The sequence below is a fragment of the Shewanella sp. 10N.286.48.B5 genome (genome assembly GCF_002874355.2).
GTDB lineage: Bacteria > Pseudomonadota > Gammaproteobacteria > Enterobacterales > Shewanellaceae > Shewanella.
In genome coordinates this window covers 153,731-173,019 of the sequence record NZ_MCVG02000003.1, presented here as the reverse complement: position 1 = coordinate 173,019, position 19,289 = coordinate 153,731, and the positions used below count along the sequence as shown (strand labels likewise).

General features: G+C 42.2%; 28 protein-coding genes. 22 read left to right on the top strand and 6 right to left on the bottom strand.

Annotated features, from left to right (window positions below):
• The first annotated feature begins 77 nt into the window (after positions 1-77).
• The 17 genes from rplN to rplQ all read left to right on the top strand — a co-directional run bounded on the left by rplN (position 78) and on the right by rplQ (position 8,582).
• The gene (gene rplN / locus BCU57_RS17665; protein ID WP_076543234.1) at positions 78-446 is read left to right on the top strand and encodes a 50S ribosomal protein L14; all 369 of its coding nucleotides are present in this window, start codon (positions 78-80) and stop codon (positions 444-446) included.
• Positions 447-457: 11 nt separating this feature from the next.
• Positions 458-772, top strand: a complete 315-nt coding sequence (rplX, locus tag BCU57_RS17660) for a 50S ribosomal protein L24 (RefSeq protein WP_102440089.1) — start codon at positions 458-460, stop codon at positions 770-772.
• A 12-nt stretch (positions 773-784) separates the two neighbouring features.
• Positions 785-1,324, top strand: a complete 540-nt coding sequence (gene rplE, locus BCU57_RS17655) for a 50S ribosomal protein L5 (protein ID WP_076543225.1) — start codon at positions 785-787, stop codon at positions 1,322-1,324.
• Positions 1,325-1,334: 10 nt separating this feature from the next.
• Entirely contained in the window at positions 1,335-1,640 is a 306-nt protein-coding gene (gene rpsN / locus BCU57_RS17650; protein WP_076543224.1) for a 30S ribosomal protein S14, read from the top strand.
• A gap of 24 nt (positions 1,641-1,664) precedes the next feature.
• Positions 1,665-2,057, top strand: coding sequence for a 30S ribosomal protein S8 (gene rpsH, locus BCU57_RS17645; RefSeq protein ID WP_076543223.1), 393 nt, complete (start codon positions 1,665-1,667; stop codon positions 2,055-2,057).
• Positions 2,058-2,067: 10 nt separating this feature from the next.
• On the top strand, positions 2,068-2,601 hold the full coding sequence (rplF, locus tag BCU57_RS17640) for a 50S ribosomal protein L6 (RefSeq protein WP_076543222.1): 534 nt from the start codon (positions 2,068-2,070) through the stop codon (positions 2,599-2,601).
• Positions 2,602-2,611: 10 nt separating this feature from the next.
• Positions 2,612-2,962 (top strand): 50S ribosomal protein L18, encoded by a 351-nt coding sequence (gene rplR / locus BCU57_RS17635; RefSeq protein ID WP_076543221.1) that lies wholly within the window; start codon positions 2,612-2,614, stop codon positions 2,960-2,962.
• A 12-nt stretch (positions 2,963-2,974) separates the two neighbouring features.
• Positions 2,975-3,478, top strand: coding sequence for a 30S ribosomal protein S5 (rpsE, locus tag BCU57_RS17630; protein WP_076543220.1), 504 nt, complete (start codon positions 2,975-2,977; stop codon positions 3,476-3,478).
• Between the two features lie 6 nt (positions 3,479-3,484).
• Positions 3,485-3,667 (top strand): 50S ribosomal protein L30, encoded by a 183-nt coding sequence (rpmD, locus tag BCU57_RS17625; RefSeq protein ID WP_076543219.1) that lies wholly within the window; start codon positions 3,485-3,487, stop codon positions 3,665-3,667.
• Positions 3,668-3,669: 2 nt separating this feature from the next.
• On the top strand, positions 3,670-4,104 hold the full coding sequence (gene rplO / locus BCU57_RS17620) for a 50S ribosomal protein L15 (RefSeq protein ID WP_055026491.1): 435 nt from the start codon (positions 3,670-3,672) through the stop codon (positions 4,102-4,104).
• 7 nt (positions 4,105-4,111) lie between these two features.
• Positions 4,112-5,452 carry a preprotein translocase subunit SecY gene (gene secY / locus BCU57_RS17615; RefSeq protein ID WP_076543218.1) on the top strand — a complete coding sequence of 447 codons (1,341 nt, stop codon included), beginning with the start codon at positions 4,112-4,114 and terminating at the stop codon, positions 5,450-5,452.
• A 22-nt stretch (positions 5,453-5,474) separates the two neighbouring features.
• A complete protein-coding gene (gene rpmJ / locus BCU57_RS17610; RefSeq protein ID WP_006083579.1) occupies positions 5,475-5,588 on the top strand; it encodes a 50S ribosomal protein L36 in 114 nt (37 codons plus the stop codon).
• A gap of 119 nt (positions 5,589-5,707) precedes the next feature.
• The gene (rpsM, locus tag BCU57_RS17605) at positions 5,708-6,064 is read left to right on the top strand and encodes a 30S ribosomal protein S13 (protein ID WP_076543217.1); all 357 of its coding nucleotides are present in this window, start codon (positions 5,708-5,710) and stop codon (positions 6,062-6,064) included.
• Between the two features lie 17 nt (positions 6,065-6,081).
• Complete coding sequence (gene rpsK / locus BCU57_RS17600; protein WP_011635661.1) at positions 6,082-6,474, top strand: 30S ribosomal protein S11; 393 nt, start codon at positions 6,082-6,084, stop codon at positions 6,472-6,474.
• 32 nt (positions 6,475-6,506) lie between these two features.
• Positions 6,507-7,127 (top strand): 30S ribosomal protein S4, encoded by a 621-nt coding sequence (rpsD, locus tag BCU57_RS17595; RefSeq protein ID WP_102440090.1) that lies wholly within the window; start codon positions 6,507-6,509, stop codon positions 7,125-7,127.
• A 24-nt stretch (positions 7,128-7,151) separates the two neighbouring features.
• Positions 7,152-8,141 (top strand): DNA-directed RNA polymerase subunit alpha, encoded by a 990-nt coding sequence (locus BCU57_RS17590; protein ID WP_076543215.1) that lies wholly within the window; start codon positions 7,152-7,154, stop codon positions 8,139-8,141.
• A 45-nt stretch (positions 8,142-8,186) separates the two neighbouring features.
• The gene (gene rplQ / locus BCU57_RS17585) at positions 8,187-8,582 is read left to right on the top strand and encodes a 50S ribosomal protein L17 (protein ID WP_076543214.1); all 396 of its coding nucleotides are present in this window, start codon (positions 8,187-8,189) and stop codon (positions 8,580-8,582) included.
• Positions 8,583-10,144: 1,562 nt separating this feature from the next.
• Here rplQ and ccmE read toward each other — a convergent pair.
• From ccmE to ccmA, 5 genes are read right to left on the bottom strand one after another with little or no spacing between them, the layout of a single operon-like run.
• Positions 10,145-10,642 (bottom strand): cytochrome c maturation protein CcmE, encoded by a 498-nt coding sequence (gene ccmE, locus BCU57_RS17580; protein WP_102440378.1) that lies wholly within the window; start codon positions 10,640-10,642, stop codon positions 10,145-10,147.
• The gene (gene ccmD, locus BCU57_RS17575; RefSeq protein WP_102440380.1) at positions 10,642-10,839 is read right to left on the bottom strand and encodes a heme exporter protein CcmD; all 198 of its coding nucleotides are present in this window, start codon (positions 10,837-10,839) and stop codon (positions 10,642-10,644) included. The genes ccmE and ccmD overlap by 1 nt, the downstream gene beginning before the upstream one ends.
• Positions 10,839-11,585 carry a heme ABC transporter permease gene (locus BCU57_RS17570; RefSeq protein ID WP_102440377.1) on the bottom strand — a complete coding sequence of 249 codons (747 nt, stop codon included), beginning with the start codon at positions 11,583-11,585 and terminating at the stop codon, positions 10,839-10,841. The genes ccmD and BCU57_RS17570 overlap by 1 nt, the downstream gene beginning before the upstream one ends.
• Positions 11,586-12,272: a heme exporter protein CcmB gene (gene ccmB / locus BCU57_RS17565; protein ID WP_102440376.1), complete on the bottom strand. Its 687-nt coding sequence runs from the start codon at positions 12,270-12,272 to the stop codon at positions 11,586-11,588.
• A gap of 9 nt (positions 12,273-12,281) precedes the next feature.
• The gene (gene ccmA, locus BCU57_RS17560) at positions 12,282-12,932 is read right to left on the bottom strand and encodes a cytochrome c biogenesis heme-transporting ATPase CcmA (protein ID WP_102440375.1); all 651 of its coding nucleotides are present in this window, start codon (positions 12,930-12,932) and stop codon (positions 12,282-12,284) included.
• A gap of 322 nt (positions 12,933-13,254) precedes the next feature.
• On the opposite strand from ccmA, the gene BCU57_RS17555 reads away from it, so the two are divergent.
• A complete protein-coding gene (locus tag BCU57_RS17555; RefSeq protein WP_076543207.1) occupies positions 13,255-13,548 on the top strand; it encodes a c-type cytochrome in 294 nt (97 codons plus the stop codon).
• Positions 13,549-13,616: 68 nt separating this feature from the next.
• On the opposite strand, the gene ccmI is transcribed toward BCU57_RS17555, so the two are convergent.
• Entirely contained in the window at positions 13,617-14,885 is a 1,269-nt protein-coding gene (gene ccmI / locus BCU57_RS17550; RefSeq protein WP_102440379.1) for a c-type cytochrome biogenesis protein CcmI, read from the bottom strand.
• Positions 14,886-15,309: 424 nt separating this feature from the next.
• On the opposite strand from ccmI, the gene BCU57_RS17545 reads away from it, so the two are divergent.
• Genes BCU57_RS17545 through BCU57_RS17530 form a run of 4 tightly spaced genes read left to right on the top strand, consistent with a single transcriptional unit; the run spans position 15,310 to position 18,898 of the window.
• Positions 15,310-17,286 carry a heme lyase CcmF/NrfE family subunit gene (locus BCU57_RS17545; protein WP_076543206.1) on the top strand — a complete coding sequence of 659 codons (1,977 nt, stop codon included), beginning with the start codon at positions 15,310-15,312 and terminating at the stop codon, positions 17,284-17,286.
• A gap of 15 nt (positions 17,287-17,301) precedes the next feature.
• Positions 17,302-17,853: a DsbE family thiol:disulfide interchange protein gene (locus BCU57_RS17540; protein WP_102440374.1), complete on the top strand. Its 552-nt coding sequence runs from the start codon at positions 17,302-17,304 to the stop codon at positions 17,851-17,853.
• Between the two features lie 2 nt (positions 17,854-17,855).
• Positions 17,856-18,347 (top strand): heme lyase NrfEFG subunit NrfF, encoded by a 492-nt coding sequence (gene nrfF, locus BCU57_RS17535; protein WP_102440373.1) that lies wholly within the window; start codon positions 17,856-17,858, stop codon positions 18,345-18,347.
• Positions 18,344-18,898: a TlpA disulfide reductase family protein gene (locus BCU57_RS17530; RefSeq protein ID WP_102440372.1), complete on the top strand. Its 555-nt coding sequence runs from the start codon at positions 18,344-18,346 to the stop codon at positions 18,896-18,898. Before nrfF ends, BCU57_RS17530 begins: the two co-directional genes overlap by 4 nt.
• The last annotated feature ends 391 nt before the right edge of the window (positions 18,899-19,289 follow it).

Below are 19,289 nucleotides of genomic sequence, written 5' to 3'. Positions count from 1 at the left end.
GGTATGAATTGTTCAAGAAGTGGACAAATATGATCCCAATTTCGGGGTTTTGTAGTAACGATAGCGGAGCACTTAAAATGATCCAAATGCAATCGACTCTAGACGTCGCGTGTAACAGTGGCGCTCGTAGAGTTCAGTGTATTAAGGTCTTGGGTGGCTCTCATCGTCGTTATGCCGGTATCGGCGACGTCATCAAGGTTTCTGTTAAAGAAGCTATTCCTCGCGCTAAAGCGAAGAAAGGTGATGTATATAACGCGGTGGTAGTCCGTACTAAGAAAGGCGTACGTCGTCCAGATGGTTCTGTCATTCGCTTCGATCGGAATGCAGCAGTTTTGCTTAACGCAAACCTTGCACCGATTGGTACTCGTATTTTTGGACCAGTGACACGTGAATTGCGCAACGAGCAGTTTATGAAAATCGTCTCTCTGGCACCAGAAGTACTGTAAGGAGCTTCAAAATGGCAGCTAAAATCCGTCGTGAAGACGAAGTAATTGTATTAGCAGGTAAAGACAAGGGTAAACGAGCAAAAGTTTCTCAAGTCCTACCTACTGGTAAGTTGATTGTTGAAGGCATCAATCTTGTTAAAAAACACCAAAAGCCAAACCCACAATTGGGCGTAACTGGTGGTGTAATCGAGAAAGAAGCAGCGATACAAGCATCAAACGTAGCGATCTTTAACCAAGCCACAGGCAAGGCAGATCGTGTTGGTTTCCGATTCGAAGACGGCAAAAAAGTCCGTTTCTTTAAATCGAATAGTGAACTCATTAAGTAAACGGAGTAAACGATGGCGAAACTGCATGATAAATATCAAGAGACTGTTATTGCAGAACTTTCTAAAAAGTTCGAATATACCAGTGTCATGCAAGTCCCTCGGATTGAAAAAATCACCCTTAACATGGGTGTAGGCGAAGCCGTTGCAGACAAAAAAGTTATGGAGCATGCGCTCCGTGATATGACTGCAATCGCTGGCCAAAAACCAGTTGTAACTGTTGCACGTAAATCAGTTGCTGGTTTTAAAATCCGTGAAGGCTACCCTATTGGCTGTAAAGTTACCCTACGCGGTGAGCGTATGTGGGAATTTTTAGAGCGTTTAGTTGACATTGCAATCCCACGTATTCGTGACTTCCGTGGCCTAAGCGCAAAAGCGTTTGACGGTCGTGGTAACTACGCAATGGGTGTGCGTGAGCAAATCATCTTCCCAGAAATCGATTACGATAAAATCGATAAGATTCGTGGTATGGATATTGTTATCACTACTACTGCGAAGAATGATGAAGAAGGTCGTGCTTTGTTAGACGCATTTAACTTCCCATTCAAGAAATAAGGGTAGCATAATGGCAAAATCATCTATGAAAGCACGTGAAGCAAAGCGTGCACAGCTCGTAGCTAAATATGCTGAAAAGCGTTTAGCACTTAAGGCTATTATCAGCGCACCTGCGACTTCTGACGAAGACCGTTGGGAAGCTGTTCTTAAGTTACAAGCTCTACCTCGTGATTCTAGCGCTGCGCGTCAACGCAACCGTTGTAATCAAACTGGTCGCCCACATGGTTTCTTACGTAAATTCGGCCTTAGCCGTATTAAATTACGTGAAGCTACTATGCGTGGTGAAGTTCCTGGTCTACGTAAGGCCAGCTGGTAAGCACTTGTCACGGAGTAAGCTAATATGAGCATGCAAGATCCTATTGCGGATATGTTAACACGTATTCGTAACGGCCAAGCTGCTAACAAAGTATCAGTAAAGATGCCTTCAGCTAAGTTAAAAGTAGCAATTGCGAAATTACTTAAAGATGAAGGTTACATTACTGACTACGCCGTAGCAGAAGAAGCCAAGCCTGAATTAGAAATCACTTTAAAGTATTTCCAAGGCAAACCAGTCGTTGAGACTATCCAGCGCGTAAGTCGTCCTGGTCTTCGTATTTACAAAGGTAAAAACGAACTTCCAAAGGTGATGGGCGGTCTGGGTGTCGCAATTGTGTCCACTTCTAAAGGCTTGATGACCGATCGTGCTGCCCGCCTAACAGGCATGGGTGGCGAGGTTATCTGCTACGTAGCGTAAGGAGCTAGGTATGTCACGTGTAGCAAAAGCACCAGTGTCTATTCCTGCCGGCGTAGAGGTGACCTTAAACGAACAAACTATCACCGTAAAAGGTACTAAAGGTAGTTTGACTCGAGAAATCAACAAAGCGGTAAGTGTTGTTCTAGACAACGGCGTACTAAGTTTTGGTCCAGTTGAAGGCGTTGCTAACGCTTGGGCTCAAGCTGGTACAGCTCGTGCACTAGTAAACAACATGGTTGTTGGTGTTTCTGAAGGATTTGTTAAAAAATTAAAGTTAATTGGTGTTGGTTACCGTGCGAAAGCAGCTGGTTCAAACCTAGATCTAACTTTAGGTTTCTCACATCCATTGGTTCACAAACTTCCCGCAGGTGTTACTGCAGAGTGTCCTAGCCAAACTGACATCGTCCTTTCGGGCGTTGATAAACAGTTAGTTGGTCAGGTTGCTGCTGAGATTCGTGGCTATCGTCCACCAGAGCCTTATAAAGGCAAAGGTGTTCGTTATGCAGACGAGCAAGTACGCCGTAAAGAGGCTAAGAAGAAGTAGGTAACGCGATATGGATAAGAAAACATCTCGCTTACGTCGCGCTCTGCGTGCTCGTAAGAAGATCCAAGAGCTGGGCGTGAACCGTCTGGTTGTACATCGTACACCGCGTCACATTTATGCTCAGGTGATTAATCCTGAAGCTCAGGTGTTGGCAGTTGCTTCAACCGTTGAAAAAGCGGTTAAAGAACTACTAAAGAGTACCGGTAACGTAGACGCAGCTAAAGCAGTGGGTAAAACTGTTGCAGAGCGTGCGATCGAAAAAGGTGTAACTTCGGTTGCATTCGACCGTTCTGGTTTCAAGTATCACGGTCGCGTAGCAGCATTAGCTGACGCAGCTCGTGAAGCTGGCCTGAAATTCTAAGGGGTTATAAAAATGGCTAAATTAGAAGCTCAGCAGAAAGACGATTTGCAAGAGAAATTGATTGCAGTTAATCGTGTTTCTAAAGTAGTTAAAGGTGGTCGTATCTTTAGCTTCACCGCACTAACAGTGGTAGGTGATGGCAACGGTAAGATTGGCTATGGCTATGGTAAAGCGCGCGAAGTTCCAGCAGCTATTCAAAAAGCAATGGAAAAAGCCCGTCGTAACATGGTAACCGTGGAGTTGAACGCAGGTACACTGCATCACCCAGTTAAAGGTCGCCATACTGGTTCGCGTGTTTACATGCAACCAGCATCGGAAGGTACCGGTATTATTGCCGGTGGCGCAATGCGTGCCGTATTGGAAGTAGCAGGCGTTCATAACGTTCTGTCAAAAGCATACGGTTCTACTAACCCGATCAACATCGTTCGAGCTACTGTCGATGCGTTGGTGCACATGAAGTCACCAGCACAAGTTGCAGCTAAGCGCGGCTTGAATGTTGATGAAATTCGAGGTTAATGCACCATGGCTACTAAAACGTTTAAAGTAACACAGACAAAGAGTGCGATTGGTCGTTTGCCAAAGCACCGTGCCTGTTTATTAGGTTTAGGCCTAAGACGTATTGGCCACACCGTTGAAGTTGAAGATACTCCTTCAGTTCGCGGTATGGTTAATAAAGTTTACTACATGGTTAAGGTGGAGGATTAATAATGCGTTTAAATACTCTATCTCCAGCAGCAGGATCTAAGTCTGCTCCTAAGCGTGTAGGTCGTGGTATTGGTTCTGGTTTAGGTAAAACCGCAGGTCGTGGTCATAAGGGACAAAAGTCTCGTTCTGGCGGCGGTGTGCGTATCGGTTTTGAGGGTGGTCAAATGCCTCTTAAAATTCGTTTACCTAAATTCGGTTTTACCTCGCGCAAAGCTTTGGTCTCAGCTGAAGTTCGTTTACTCGAACTAGCAAAAGTTAACGGTGATGTTATCGACCTTAACGCACTGAAAGATGCGAACGTAATTACTCGCAACATACAGTTTGCGAAAATCGTTCTTTCAGGTACCATTGAACGCCCAGTGACCGTTAAAGGTCTGAAGGTAACCAAAGGTGCACGTGCAGCTATTGAAGCTGCCGGCGGCAAGATCGAGGAATAATACGTCGATGGCAAAACCAGGACTTGATTTAAAAAGCGCGAAAGGCGGTTTATCTGAATTGAAAACCCGTCTCCTGTTCGTGATTGGTGCGATTATCGTCTTTAGAGCCGGTTCGTTTGTACCAATTCCTGGTATTGACGCAGCTGTGTTAGCAGATCTGTTTGCTCAACAAAAAGATACCATCCTTGGCATGTTTAACATGTTCTCGGGTGGTGCTTTAGAGCGTGCCTCTATCTTTGCATTAGGTATCATGCCGTATATTTCGGCATCGATTATCATGCAATTATTGACTGTTGTTCATCCTGCTCTTGCTGAATTGAAAAAAGAAGGCGAGTCAGGAAGAAAGAAAATCAGTCAGTACACTAGATACGGAACGTTAGTGTTGGGTACGCTTCAATCGATTGGTATTGCAACAGGTTTGCCAAGCCTAGTACCTGGCCTTGTGGTCAATGTAGGTTTTGGTTTTTACTTTGTTGCAGTTGTGAGTCTAGTGACAGGAACAATGTTCCTAATGTGGCTAGGTGAGCAAATTACTGAACGTGGTATTGGTAATGGTATCTCGATATTAATTTTCGCAGGTATTGTTGCTGGTTTACCGTCTGCTATCGGCCAAACGGCTGAACAGGCTCGTCAAGGTGATTTGAATGTACTGGTTCTGTTGCTATTAGCAGTAATCGTATTTGCAGTTACTTATTTAGTTGTATTTGTAGAACGTGGTCAACGTCGTATCGTCGTTAACTACGCTAAGCGTCAACAAGGCCGTAAGGTTTTCGCAGCGCAAAGCACACATTTACCTCTTAAAGTGAACATGGCAGGTGTGATTCCGCCAATTTTTGCATCCAGCATTATTTTGTTCCCAGGCACACTGGCTCAGTGGTTTGGTGCAAATGAGTCCATGTCATGGTTAAGCGATTTCGCTTTAGCTGTGTCACCTGGACAACCGCTGTATTCATTATTGTATGCAACAGCTATCGTTTTCTTCTGTTTCTTCTATACTGCGTTGGTGTTTAACCCACGTGAGACAGCTGATAACTTGAAGAAAAGTGGTGCGTTCATTCCTGGGATTCGTCCTGGAGAACAGACTTCGCGTTACATTGATAAAGTAATGACTCGTTTGACCCTTGCGGGTGCGATTTATATTACCTTTATCTGTTTAATTCCGGAGTTCATGTTAATTGCGTGGAAAGTACAGTTCTATTTTGGCGGTACTTCACTACTAATTATTGTAGTCGTAATCATGGACTTCATGGCTCAGGTTCAGACCCATATGATGTCTCATCAGTATGAGTCTGTGATGAAGAAAGCTAACCTAGTAAACAAAGCGAATTTAGATCGCTTTGGTCGCTAATAGCTTTTAACGGAGTGATGAAATGAAAGTTCGAGCTTCCGTGAAGAAGATCTGCCGTAATTGCAAGATCGTCAAGCGTAGTGGCGTTGTACGTGTGATTTGTGTTGAACCAAAACACAAACAGCGTCAAGGCTAAAAAAAGATATTTGCTCAGTTCTAAATAGAACTGAGCAAATAATGTTTGCAAATTTGTTGGCTGTCGAGTATCCTTTCGGGCTTTTCGCAGTCGACCTTTAACATATTAAGGAGTGCATAGTGGCCCGTATCGCTGGCATTAACATTCCTGATCAAAAGCACACAGTCATCGCATTGACTGCAATTTTTGGTATTGGACGTACGCGCGCTAGAGAAATCTGCGCAGCTACTTCAATTGCTGAAGATGCTAAGATCAAGGAATTGAGCGAAGCTCAAATAGATATTCTACGCGAAGAAGTTGCCAAATACTCAGTAGAGGGTGACTTACGTCGTGAGATTTCAATGAACATCAAGCGTCTTATGGATCTTGGTTGTTATCGTGGTCTCCGCCATCGCCGTAGCCTGCCTCTTCGTGGGCAACGTACTAAGACCAATGCGCGTACGCGTAAAGGTCCACGTAAACCAATTAGAAAGTAACGGGAAGGTAAACCAAAATGGCTAAAGTTCCGTCACGTTCTCCGCGTAAGCGCGTACGTAAACAGGTTGCAGATGGTATGGCTCATATCCATGCATCTTTCAACAACACAATTGTCACCATTACAGATCGTCAAGGTAATGCGTTGTCTTGGGCTACCTCTGGCGGTTCAGGTTTTCGTGGTTCACGTAAATCTACACCGTTCGCTGCGCAGGTTGCTGCTGAGCGTGCAGGTATTGCTGCACAAGATTACGGTGTTAAAAACCTTGAAGTTTTCGTAAAGGGTCCAGGTCCAGGTCGTGAGTCAGCCATTCGTGCGCTGAACGCTGTTGGTTATAAAATCACCAACATTACCGATGTGACACCTATCCCTCATAATGGCTGTCGCCCACCTAAAAAGCGTCGTGTATAACACGTCGTATATAGGATAGTTGGAGAAAGATCATGGCAAGATACTTGGGTCCTAAGCTCAAGCTCAGCCGCAGAGAAGGTACAGACCTTTTCCTAAAAAGCGGTGTGAGAGCAATCGATTCGAAGTGTAAGCTTGAAGCTGCACCTGGTCAACATGGCGCACGTAAGCCACGTTTATCAGAGTACGGTTTACAGCTACGCGAGAAACAAAAAGTTCGTCGTATGTACGGTGTGCTAGAAAAGCAATTCCGTAACTACTACAAAGAAGCTGCACGTCTAAAAGGCAACACTGGTGAAAACCTACTTGCTCTTTTAGAAACCCGTTTAGATAACGTTGTTTATCGTATGGGTTTTGGTGCGACTCGTGCTGAATCACGTCAATTAGTAAGCCACAAATCAATCGTGGTTAACGGTCGTGTTGTTAACATTCCGTCATTCAAAGTGTCTGCGAATGATGTTGTAAGCATCCGTGAAAAGTCACGTACTCAAGCTCGTATTAAAGCGGCTTTAGAAGTGGCTGGTCAACGTGAGAAGCCTACATGGGTTGAAGTCGACAGCGCGAAAATGGAAGGTGCTTTCAAGCGTCTACCAGAACGTAGCGATTTGTCTGCGGAAATTAACGAACAGCTGATCGTCGAGCTTTACTCTAAGTAAAGCTAACAAACAAGAGAGGACACAATGCAGGGTTCTGTTACAGAATTTCTAAAACCGCGTCTCGTTGACATAGAGCAGGTTAACCCAACTCGTGCCAAGGTTACGCTAGAACCACTAGAACGTGGTTTTGGTCACACATTAGGCAACGCTTTGCGTCGTATCTTATTGTCGTCTATGCCTGGCTGTGCCGTAACTGAAGTCGAAATCGACGGCGTGTTACATGAGTACAGTAGCAAAGAAGGCGTACAAGAAGATATCCTTGAGATATTGCTTAACCTTAAAGGTTTAGCGGTAAACATTGAGGGTAAGGATGAAGCTTTACTTACTTTAAGTAAGTCAGGCACAGGCCCTGTTACAGCAGCAGATATCACACATGATGGTGATGTTACCATTATGAATCCTGATCATGTTATCTGTCATTTGACTGGTAACAATGATATCAGCATGCGTATCCGTGTTGAGCGTGGTCGTGGTTATGTTCCAGCTTCGGCTCGTGCACAAACCGAAGACGATGATCGCCCAATTGGTCGCTTGTTGGTTGATGCTTCATTCTCACCTGTTGCTCGCATTGCATATAATGTTGAAGCAGCACGTGTAGAGCAACGTACTGATTTAGATAAACTCGTTATCGATATGACCACTAATGGTACTATTGATCCTGAGGAAGCAATTCGTCGTTCTGCAACAATTTTAGCTGAACAGCTAGATGCGTTCGTAGACCTTCGTGATGTGACTGAACAGACTGTTGTAGAAGAGAAACCGGAGTTTGATCCGATTCTGTTGCGTCCTGTCGACGATTTAGAGCTAACTGTACGTTCAGCCAACTGTTTGAAGGCTGAAGCGATTCATTACATCGGAGATCTAGTACAACGCACTGAAGTTGAGTTGCTCAAGACTCCTAATTTAGGTAAGAAGTCTCTTACTGAAATTAAGGATGTATTAGCGTCTCGCGGATTGTCTTTAGGTATGCGTCTAGAAAACTGGCCTCCAGCTAGTTTAGCAGACGACCTATAAGTCCCAGTTTAGTTAGTACAGATTAAAGATTATAAGGATTAGGTCATGCGCCATCGTAAGAGTGGTCGTCAACTAAACCGCAACAGCAGTCATCGTCAAGCTATGTTCCGTAACATGGCATGCTCACTAGTTAGTCATGAGTTAATCAAGACTACAGTAGCTAAAGCGAAAGAACTGCGCCGCGTAGTTGAGCCTCTAATAACACTTGCTAAAGTTGACAGCGTTGCAAATCGCCGTTTAGCTTTTGCTCGTACCCGCGACGCTGAAGTTGTAGGTAAGTTATTTACTGAATTGGGTCCACGCTTCCAGGAACGTCCTGGTGGTTACACTCGTATTCTTAAGTGTGGTCTACGTACCGGTGATAAAGCCCCAATGGCTTACATCGAGTTAGTAGGTCGCCCTGAAGCTGCTGAAGCTGTTGAAGTAGAAGCTGCAGAGTAATTTATTACTCATTTAAAAAAACCGAGCCTAGCTCGGTTTTTTTATGTCTATTTTTCGTGAAATTTTAACTTAAATCATCTTTACTAATTAATTTCTCTTAGTATTTTACTCTGGCTTACCTGGCTTACCTGGCTTACCTGGCTTACCTGGCTTACCTGGCTTACCTGGCTTACCTGGCTTACCTGGCTTACCTGGCTTACCTGGCTTACCTGGCTTACCTGGCTTACCTGGCTTACCTGGCTTACCTGGCTTACCTGGCTTACCTGGCTTACCTGGCTTACCTGGCTTACCTGGCTTACCTGGCTTACCTGGCTTACCTGGCTTACCTGGCTTACCTGGCTTACCTGGCTTACCTGGCTTACCTGGCTTACCTGGCTTACCTGGCTTACCTGGCTTACCTGGCTTACCTGGCTTACCTGGCTTACCTGGCTTACCTGGCTTACCTGGCTAGCTGCATAGAGCTTCCATTAATTTAAAATAGTTCGCTGCTGACTGAAGACTCGTTAATCCACAAGAAAATGAATAATTAGCTTCTCGTAATTAGCTTAGATTTACTCGCAAACTACCCAGTTGTAATTGTTAATCATCTGAACCCAAGTCAGTTAAACTGCTTTGAAAGTTGTTTACGAAGCTTTCTGTAATAGCTAAATTGTCATTTGCATTGCTGTAATCAGTTTTGACTGTAGCCATTTAGTTGTGTCATTTTTTGGTGACATAAGTTGGTTTACTAGCCATGAAAGGTTAACTGTTTAAGTTAGTTGGCAGCGTTAAAGGGTTCTGCGTCTTTGTTTATAAAGCCACTAAACGTGTGCTTAAAACCAGTTATCTTTTTCAAGTAGCACATGTTAAACGAGTCCACCTAAGTCTTTATCACCAAGTGTCCCGGCTTGTTAGGCTCAGAATCTAGTGGACAACGAAAGTGATTTACCTGTTATTTAAACCCTAGTTGCTAATTTTAAGATTTATTTTGATTCATTCTAGATTTTATTAAGCAGTGAAATAACACTTCTTTTTATTAGCTGCTAAAAAAGGTATTCAAGTCAACTATATCAATTGCAGCCTGGTTTGGCATTGGTGTTTGCTCCAATGCAGAATATAGTTTTGTTTAAGGGATTTTTTTAAAGAAGGGTTTTGTGCGGTGCTAATAGGTAAGTTAGCTATTCATGCGCTGTAGGTATTAGAAATATAATCGCTTGAGAGCTATTTAAAAGCTTCCAGTCAGCTTATTACGATTAATATAGGGTTTAGTGTACTTTGTTAATATAAGTCCGTTTAAATGTGCGCAGAGGCTAGGGTTATCATTTTCCGGGTAATTAGCACTTTATAGTTTTTTGGGGGGGAATTGCGGCTAATGCAGAGGGATTGATTATCACAACTTTTTGGTTAAACATTAACTCTTGGTTGTTTGAGGGCAACAGTAAACTTAAACTCATAGTTGACTTCCTATACTTTAATTACGCAAGCCAAATAAAAAAGCACCGACCAATTATGGTCAGTGCTTTACATGGTGATTAGCTTACGGATGAAGCTTAAATTTCGTATGGTCGCTACTTAATCTTGGATTAGTTGTATTTATAACCTTCGGATTGAGTTTGCTCAGAGTAATCTAATTTTTCATGGCTTTGGCCCATGGCTTCAGCAACTTCTGGAGGCATGTAATTTTCATCATGCTTTGCAAGTACTTCAGTTGCTTGTAATACGCCAGGCTCTGTTAATACACCTTGTGCAACAATACCTTGTCCTTCACGGAATAGATCAGGCAACAAGTCATCAAATGTTACGATGATTTCGCCACCAAGAATATCATGAATGGCAAATTCAACATGTAAACTATCAGGATCACGTACCATTGAGCCTAAGGTCACCATACCACCTACACGTATACGTTGACCAACTTCAGGCTTGTCACCTGTATCTGGTTTACCGTTTACAATTTCATACGGAGTATAGAATAAGTTTAAGTTTGAATTTAGCGCATATATTAGTAATGATGCGATACCGGCAACACCTGCAATTAATGCGACTGCCAGTGTTAATCTCTTTTTGCGTCTTGAATTCACTATCTGCTACTCCTAGTTTCTTTAAGGCGGTCTTCTCGTTCCATCTTTTTAGATATTTCGAGTAAGACGGATCTTTTTTGACGAAGGCTCAAGAATAGTAACGTCCCTAAGCTTCCGAAGGTAACACCGTATGACAACCATACATAGAATGCATAACCGCCCATATTTAAAAATTCAGAAAATGATTCGAACTGTATCATTTCGATGCCTCCGTTTTTGCTAATTCTCTAACCCAAGGACGCATTCCATTTCTAGCTAAAATCTCAGCTTTGTAGCGTAGCAAAGTGATTGCACCAATCATTAAACCAAAACCGACGATATTGATAAGTAACGGTGCTAACATTTCCATTGGCATTGATGATTTTTCAGTGATTTTAATTGTCGCAGGTTGATGTAAGCTGCTCCACCAATCAACTGAGTATTTAATAATTGGAATATTAATTACACCAACGATTGCTAAAATGCCTGCTGCACGAGCTGCAAGTACTTTATCTTCAAATGAAGCGTAAAGAGAGATTACACCTAGGTATAAGAATAATAGCACCAGTTCTGATGTTAATCGTGCATCCCATACCCACCAAGTGCCCCACATAGGTTTGCCCCATGCAGCACCAGTTAACAAGGCGATAAAGGTGATTACAGCGCCTATTGGTGCAATTGAGGCTGCAACCCAATCGGCTGCTTTAATCTGCCATACAATCCCGACAAATGAAGCGGATGCCATAGCCATATACGCGGCCATAGACATTGAGGCAGCTGGTACATGGATATAAATAATTCTGAAACTTTCGCCTTGTTGGTAATCCATTGGGGCAAATAGCATTCCCCAGATGGTTCCGACACTTATAAATAAGATGGCAGAAAATGCAAACCAAGGTAAAAGGGTTGATGCTAGTTTGTATGCACGCTCTGGATCAGCGTATGAATGTAGCCATTTCCACATTTAGTTTGTACTCACTCTTAATGAAGCACCAATTGCAAATGGTGCCATAACTAATGAACCGACCAACATTGCACCAATAATAGCAAGTTGACCTGTGTAGGGTAAATTCATTCCAGCCGCATCAATCGCACTTGTAGCGAAGATGAGAACAGGTATATATAGCGGTAAAATTAGCAAGCTTAGTAGTACACCGCCTTTGCGTAATCCAACCGTTAATGCAACACCAATAGCGCCAAGAAGGGACAATACTGGTGTTCCGACTGCTAGTGTCGAAATCAGTGCGCCATAGCTATTACTATCTAAATGCAGCAGTACAGCAAGTAAAGGTGCGACTAAAATTAATGGTACACCGGTTAAAATCCAGTGCGCCAATACTTTTGATAATACCAAAATCGATAATGGCTGTGGGCTGAGCAACATTTGCTCTAGGCTGCCGTCACTAAAATCGGCTTTAAATAGACGCTCTAATGACAGCATCGATGCTAGTAGGGCGGCTACCCAAATAATGCCTGGAGCCACACGTGATAATACTTGTGGTTCAGGGCCAATACCTAGCGGAAACAATGTCACTACCAGTACAAAGAATAATAATGGGTTAAAAATATCACCACGATGTCTAATGGCAATTTTTAGATCCCGTTGCAACAATGTCATAAATGCTTGGGTGTAACTTATGCCTCTTTTCATTGTTGTACCTTATACGAAGCGATAGTCTAGTTTGATTTTACGAAGCACATCATCAGTTATGATGCCCATATCTTGGTGAGTTGTCATAATCACACAACCACCATTTTTAGTGTGCTGAATGAATAATTGCTCTAATTCTTCAACACCTTTTTTATCAATGGCGGTAAATGGCTCATCTAAAATCCAAATACGACAATTGGTATGCCACAATCTTGCTAATGCTGTACGGCGATGCTGACCTGCAGATAAGTGTCCTGCTAGGGCTTCTTCAAATCCGCCTAAGTTAACTTTGGCTAATATATCGTAACTATCAAAGCCATCATAACCACTTAACCTTAAATTGAAGTTAAGATTTTCGAGGGCTGTTAACTCACTTTTAACACCGGCTAAATGACCTAGGTAAAGTAGATCTTCATTAAATTCATCGCGGCATTGTGTGATATCGGTATCGATATATTCAACCTCTCCAGCATAAGGCCTTGAAAGACCAGCTATTATGCGCAAAAGGCTTGTTTTTCCAGCACCGTTAGGTCCTTCAATTTGAACAATATCACCAGCGTTAATTTCAAAACTTAATTCGTCAAACAGAATACGATCTTCACGAATACAAGTTAACTCATTCGCTTTTATTAAGGTTGGCCGTTGAATGTTTTCTGTCACTTAGCCCTCTTTATCACTGTCAAAGATGAATACAAATTTATATTAACATAAACACTATTAAGGATTTAGCATTCAGGCTATCTATGTGCTAGGTATTTGAACTGGTTCCAATAAAACACATCTTATGTGAACTTTTTCATGATTCTCTAATATATTACTTTATCTTAGCTTAATGTATTATTTCGGATGCCAAGGTGAGATTCTTGTCACAAAAAGGTGAGTTTTATTGAAGTTTGTAGTAATCTGATGGCGATTTATAAGTCTGCCTTCATTAAGAGGTGGCGTTGAGCTGTTAATTTATTTGCATTTAGGAACGATGAACATGAAAAAATTATTAGCAATGACTGCAGTTGCCGCGTTGACTTTGTCTTCAAACGTTTTTGCCCAAGATGGCGAAGCGGTTTATAACAAAGCGTGTACAGTATGTCACAGCATGGGAGTTGCTGGTGCACCAAAGACTCACGACGCTGCAGCTTGGGAACCACGTTTAGCTAAAGGTCTTGATGCATTAGTTGCAACAGTCAAAACAGGTTTAAATGCAATGCCACCAGGTGGAATGTGTACTGATTGTACTGATGAAGATTACAAAAACGCTATTGAGTTTATGTCTAAGTAATTTTAGGTTGCTCAATAAAAAAACCGGCTTAAGAGCCGGTTTTTTTATGTCTATTTATTGATAGTGGATTATTGAACCACTGTATCAAGTAATAGTTTAGCTTCTTTACCCACAGCAACAGATGCAACGATACCTTTTAAATCACCAGGTTGCGCCTTCACACTGCCATGTTTTGATAGCACTGCGATAATTTCTACATTTGCAGCACTGCTTAGTTTTACATCGCCACCCATTGAAGTAGTGTCATCAAGTGTCACCGTTACAGGTAAACTGTTGGCACTTATTTTGGTCGCAGCTAAAGGTACCTTAGGGCCTTGAGTTGAACGGGCGAAGATAAATACCATATCTGAAGAGCTAACTTGATCGGCTAACTCTGGAGCAATTGATATCGCGACATCTACAGTTTTAACACCTGCTTCGGCTGTAGCTGCTGCCATTGGGTTATGAGTACTATCGTTTGGCATCACTCCCGTTTCAGCTTGAATACGCATTTGGGCAGATTCAATAGCATTCATAAGTGCAGTGCGATCCACATCTTTACGATCGCTATCTAAAATAGATTGCCACGCTGTGATTGCGCTTTGATAGTCAGCAGTGAAAAACGCATCCATACCGACAAGCAACAATGTAGAAGGGTCGTTTGGATCTAAAGCTAAAGATTGATCTACAAGCGCTTGAATCTGAGGATTCATTTGCTGACCATTTTTGTAATACAGTGCCGTCGCTTTAGGGCCTAATAATTCAGAAGCTGTGCCAACTAATTCCATCACTTTATCAAAAGAGGCAACAGCATGATCAAACTGGTTTGCTGAAATATAAGCATGACCTAAGCTAAACCAAGCTTGGCTGTTTTCTGGCTCAGCTTGAACTTGCTGCTCCATCATTTGTACACGTTGAGCCATAATCTGCTCATTGCTCATACCTTGATGTGGCGAAGCTTCAGCTTGTGGCGGGGTAGCTAACTCCTGGTATGCACCAAGGGTTGAGTAAAAGTAACCTGAAACAGCCAAGACACCAACGGTCATAATTGATGGCCATAAGATCCCTTTTGCTTTTAATTTCGTATCTAAAGAATCGTCACCAGCAATCTTCATATCTTGCAGAAGGCCAATTTCTAGTTCTTTTTTAAGCGCGTCAAACTCTGTTTGATCAAGCAAGCCTTCTTCAAGTTCTTTAGCTAAAATGCCTGCGCGCTCGTTGAAGAGTTCAAGGTTAGTTTGCTTACGTACGCCTGATTCTTCAGCAGATAGCATTTTTTGCTGACGAAAATGAGGGATCCAAATCAGCATAAAGCTGATGAGTACGACAAGCGCAATAAATATCCAAAATGTGGTCATTGTTTCAATATTCACTTTTAGGTTGCTGAAAAAATAAAGCGGAACTGCCGCCTAACTTGAGTGCTAGATTATACGTAAAGATGATTCATTGAACAGTAATATACGATTTTACTTAGTCAGAATCCTTATAGTTGGGCACTGGTTCACAAATAAATAACCACCTTTGAAATCAAACGAAACTTAAATGAACTTTTTTAGTCATAGGCTTAGCTGTTATAACTGTGTGTTTTTAATCTCTATTTTTTTGAGAATGAGACTAGTGACCCAGTTTTGCATGAAATAGGCAGACATAAACAACAGCAAATACTAAAATATAACAAAATTCGTATTAGCTAATGTTAATGTAGCTGATATATAGCATTATGTTAGTTATGCGTTGGTTTGATTAGGTTCGGACCAACTTTTATCACACTGAGGAATACCCATGATCCCAGAACTTGGACACTTCTCGCTCATTATAGGTGTGGCATTTGCCATGCTATTAATGACCGTGCCGTTAATTGGTGCAGCCCGTAAGGACCAGTATCTCGTAAGATATGCTTGGCCGATTTGTTACGGTATGTTCTTTTTCATCGCTCTTTCAGTTATCAGCCTAGGCTATAGTTTTGCCGTTGATGACTTCTCTGTGGCTTATGTCGCACATCATTCAAACTCACAATTGCCAATCTTCTTTAAGATTGCAGCAGTGTGGGGTGGCCATGAAGGGTCACTTCTATTCTGGGTATTCTCTATATCTGTCTGGGCTGCATCAGTTGCATTGTTCAGTAAAGGTATGGAAGAAGTCTTTATCGCACGTGTTCTTGCGGTATTAGCAATGATCATTGTTGGCTTCTCTTTATTCATGCTAATCACTTCAAGCCCATTTGAGCGTATTTTCCCAATACCGATGGAAGGTCGAGATTTAAACCCAATGTTGCAAGATGTGGGCTTAATCTTCCATCCACCAATGTTGTACTTGGGGTATGTTGGTTTCTCAGTTAGCTTTGCATTTGCTATTGCTGCGCTTATGAGTGGTCGTCTAGATTCTGCTTGGGCTCGTTGGTCACGTCCTTGGACACTAGCAGCTTGGGTATTCCTAACAGGCGGTATCTCGTTAGGCTCTTGGTGGGCATACTACGAACTTGGCTGGGGCGGATGGTGGTTCTGGGATCCAGTTGAAAACGCATCGTTCATGCCTTGGTTAATCGGTACAGCGTTAGTGCATTCACTTATTGTGACTGAAAAACGTGGCGCATTCCGTAACTGGACCGTATTACTGTCAATATTCGCTTTCTCATTAAGCTTGCTAGGTACCTTTATTGTTCGTTCAGGTGTTTTAACATCAGTGCATTCATTTGCAGCCGATCCTAGCCGTGGTATGTTTATTCTGCTCTTGCTTGGCCTCGCAGTTGGTGGCTCCTTGACCTTGTTTGCGTTAAGAGCAAGTCAAATGAGCAGTCCTGCAAGGTTTGAACTCAAATCTAAAGAGACCTTCTTACTTGTATGTAATGTGTTATTAACTGTTGCAGCAGGTACTGTACTACTTGGTACGCTATATCCATTGCTAATTGATGCATTAGGTATGGGCAAAATCTCTGTAGGACCTCCATATTTCAACGCTGTATTTGTACCAATTGTACTTGTACTGTTTGGCTTCATGGGAATTGGCCCAATCATTCGCTGGAAAAAATCTAAAGCGGGTGAGATTAAACGCCAACTTATGATCCCTGCGATTGTGGCTGCAATTGTTGGTTTGGCAACACCATTTATCGCTGGTAACGAAATGAACCTTTGGGTTGCATTCGGTATTGCTGCTGCGACATGGGTAGCACTAGCAACCTTCAGAGCGGCATATAACCTAGTAACTGACAAAGAAGGTAAGTTCACCCTTAACAAGATTGGCCGTAGTGAAATGGGGATGATTATTGCCCATTTAGGTATTGCCGTATCAATTGTTGGTGCCACTATGGTGTCTAACTACTCGATTGAGAAAAGTGTTCGTATGGGCCCTGGTCTCAGTGAAGAGTTAGCGGGTTATACCTTCAACTATATTGAAACCAAAAACGTGGTTGGTCCTAACTACACCGCGCAACAAGGTCAGATTGAAGTTTATTACGATGACGAATTTGTTACATTGTTAAGACCTGATCGTCGTCAATACAATGTACGTACGATGGATATGACTGAAGCAGGTATTGATTGGGGCTTGTTCCGTGATCTATATGTGACTATGGGTGATCCATTGAGCATGACTCAATTTGCTGTACGTCTTAACTATAAACCGTTTGTTCGTTGGATTTGGTTTGGTTCAATCTTTATGATGGTCGGCGGTTTCTTAGCTGCATCAGACAAGCGTTACCGCGTTAAAGAAGCTAAAACTGCTAAAGAAGAAGCAGAACAAGCAAAATTAGCCACTGCTTAATATATCGGAGAAAGTATGAAAAAGTTGGTGCTGTTTATACCATTGGTATTGTTTTTGGGGATGGGAGTTTTTCTTTATCAGGGGTTATTCTTAAATCCACAAAAGCTGGATTCAGCACTAGAAGGAAAGCCGGTACCGGCTTTCCAACTTGAACGCCTTGAAACGCCGGGTGAAATGTTAACGCAAGCTGATTTAAAGGGTGAAGTGTCGATGATCAATGTTTGGGCTACATGGTGCCCGGCATGTAAATACGAACATCCTTTTTTAATGATGCTTGCGCGTAAAAATATTTTACCTATTTATGGTGTTAATTATCGAGATGAGCGTGCGCCAGCAATACGTGAGTTAAGTCGTGAAGGCGATCCCTACACGCTTAACATTTTTGATAAAGATGGACGTTTAGGTTTAGACCTTGGGGTATATGGAGCACCAGAAAGTTTCATTGTTGACCATAACGGTATAATCCGTTTCCGCTACGCGGGGCCAGTTGATAGTAATGTCTGGAGTGAAACACTCTACCCAATGATCCAACAGTTACAAGCTGAAGCTAAACAAGACGGAGTTTAATAATGAAAACATTGAAAATACTTGTTGGCTTGATGACAAGTTTAGTTTTAGCTTTTAATGTGATGGCAACGCCAGTAGATACTTATGAATTTAAATCTACCGATAACCAAAAGCGTGCGTTGAACTTAGCGCACTCTTTACGTTGCCCACAGTGTCAAAATCAGAACTTGATCGATTCTAATTCGCCAGTAGCCCAAGACCTCCGTCTTGAAGTCTACACCATGGTTGACGAAGGAAAGAGTGATGATCAAATAGTAGATTTTATGACAAGTCGTTACGGTGACTTTGTACTATATAAGCCAAGATTAGATCCTAAGACCTACATTCTATGGATTGGCCCATTTGTACTAATGCTTATTGCACTTTACATTGCATTGGTTGTTGTTCGTAAACAACGTGGTAAAGCAGCAAATGTGGAGCAAGAGTTAACTGACACAGATCGTGACGAGTTAGCCGCTTTATTAGCAAGCAAGCAACAGCGAGATGAAAAATGAACAAGATGATCAAATTGATCATGCTTGGTGCATTAGCGGTAAGTTTTACCGCTAATGCATATCCTGGAATGGAAAAACAGCAACAGCATGTTAGTCAATCAACACTTGATAAGATAAATGTATTAGCGCAGCCGTTTCCTATTGCACACATTGGTTTTAATGATGCCGAAGGCAATGAAGTTGATTTCGAAGCCCATAAAGGCAAAGTTGTTATCATTAATATGTGGGCGACCTGGTGTCCTCCGTGTGTAAGAGAGCTACCTGCATTAAATCGATTAGAGAAAACACTGAGTAAAGACGAATATGTGTTGATGCCAATCTCTATTGATGCAGAAGGCAAGAAGCAAGTTAGCCCTTTCCTTGATTCTATTGGTCTAGGTGCTTTTACTTCTTATTACGACCCAAGACAGAATTTACGAGAAGTATTTCCACTAGACACCATACCAGCGACCTTTATTCTAAATAAAGAAGGTGAATTGGTTGCTTATGTGCGTACTTATGTCGATTGGGATGATGAAAACGCTGTTGAGTTTTTACGACAGTTTCAATAAATTGCAATTAAAGTCTAACGATAGTGATATAAGGTTGCTTGCTTAATAGACTAATCACACCTGAATTGATTAAAAAAGATCGTATTTGATGAAAAGATCATCATGCGATCTTTTTTTTGCTTTTTTATCACTAAAAGCCCTTGCGCTAAATCTTAACTTGCCTATAATGCGCATCCACTGACACGGCGACAGGCCAATAGCCTCAAGGTGTTAGCGTTAATTAAGACGCTTTTAAAGCGTCATAATTAACCGGTTGAAAAGCATTTTAAATTAACGTTAAAAATGACTTGACGCCAACAACGGGAAGTGTAGAATACGCATCCCTAAGCCAACGACCTAGTGTCAAATGGCTGCTGATATGAAAGATTATTTCTTGCATAATTAGCAACGC

Bases quoted from the DNA above. Each gene is read 5' to 3' on its own strand.
- rplN (WP_076543234.1), top strand. From the start codon at position 78: ATGATCCAAATGCAATCGACTCTAGACGTCGCGTGTAACAGTGGCGCT.
- rplX (WP_102440089.1), top strand. From the start codon at position 458: ATGGCAGCTAAAATCCGTCGTGAAGACGAAGTAATTGTATTAGCAGGT.
- rplE (WP_076543225.1), top strand. From the start codon at position 785: ATGGCGAAACTGCATGATAAATATCAAGAGACTGTTATTGCAGAACTT.
- rpsN (WP_076543224.1), top strand. From the start codon at position 1,335: ATGGCAAAATCATCTATGAAAGCACGTGAAGCAAAGCGTGCACAGCTC.
- rpsH (WP_076543223.1), top strand. From the start codon at position 1,665: ATGAGCATGCAAGATCCTATTGCGGATATGTTAACACGTATTCGTAAC.
- rplF (WP_076543222.1), top strand. From the start codon at position 2,068: ATGTCACGTGTAGCAAAAGCACCAGTGTCTATTCCTGCCGGCGTAGAG.
- rplR (WP_076543221.1), top strand. From the start codon at position 2,612: ATGGATAAGAAAACATCTCGCTTACGTCGCGCTCTGCGTGCTCGTAAG.
- rpsE (WP_076543220.1), top strand. From the start codon at position 2,975: ATGGCTAAATTAGAAGCTCAGCAGAAAGACGATTTGCAAGAGAAATTG.
- rpmD (WP_076543219.1), top strand. From the start codon at position 3,485: ATGGCTACTAAAACGTTTAAAGTAACACAGACAAAGAGTGCGATTGGT.
- rplO (WP_055026491.1), top strand. From the start codon at position 3,670: ATGCGTTTAAATACTCTATCTCCAGCAGCAGGATCTAAGTCTGCTCCT.
- secY (WP_076543218.1), top strand. From the start codon at position 4,112: ATGGCAAAACCAGGACTTGATTTAAAAAGCGCGAAAGGCGGTTTATCT.
- rpmJ (WP_006083579.1), top strand. From the start codon at position 5,475: ATGAAAGTTCGAGCTTCCGTGAAGAAGATCTGCCGTAATTGCAAGATC.
- rpsK (WP_011635661.1), top strand. From the start codon at position 6,082: ATGGCTAAAGTTCCGTCACGTTCTCCGCGTAAGCGCGTACGTAAACAG.
- rpsD (WP_102440090.1), top strand. From the start codon at position 6,507: ATGGCAAGATACTTGGGTCCTAAGCTCAAGCTCAGCCGCAGAGAAGGT.
- BCU57_RS17590 (WP_076543215.1), top strand. From the start codon at position 7,152: ATGCAGGGTTCTGTTACAGAATTTCTAAAACCGCGTCTCGTTGACATA.
- rplQ (WP_076543214.1), top strand. From the start codon at position 8,187: ATGCGCCATCGTAAGAGTGGTCGTCAACTAAACCGCAACAGCAGTCAT.
- BCU57_RS17570 (WP_102440377.1), bottom strand. From the start codon at position 11,585: ATGTGGAAATGGCTACATTCATACGCTGATCCAGAGCGTGCATACAAA.
- ccmB (WP_102440376.1), bottom strand. From the start codon at position 12,272: ATGAAAAGAGGCATAAGTTACACCCAAGCATTTATGACATTGTTGCAA.
- BCU57_RS17555 (WP_076543207.1), top strand. From the start codon at position 13,255: ATGAAAAAATTATTAGCAATGACTGCAGTTGCCGCGTTGACTTTGTCT.
- ccmI (WP_102440379.1), bottom strand. From the start codon at position 14,885: ATGACCACATTTTGGATATTTATTGCGCTTGTCGTACTCATCAGCTTT.
- BCU57_RS17545 (WP_076543206.1), top strand. From the start codon at position 15,310: ATGATCCCAGAACTTGGACACTTCTCGCTCATTATAGGTGTGGCATTT.
- BCU57_RS17540 (WP_102440374.1), top strand. From the start codon at position 17,302: ATGAAAAAGTTGGTGCTGTTTATACCATTGGTATTGTTTTTGGGGATG.
- nrfF (WP_102440373.1), top strand. From the start codon at position 17,856: ATGAAAACATTGAAAATACTTGTTGGCTTGATGACAAGTTTAGTTTTA.
- BCU57_RS17530 (WP_102440372.1), top strand. From the start codon at position 18,344: ATGAACAAGATGATCAAATTGATCATGCTTGGTGCATTAGCGGTAAGT.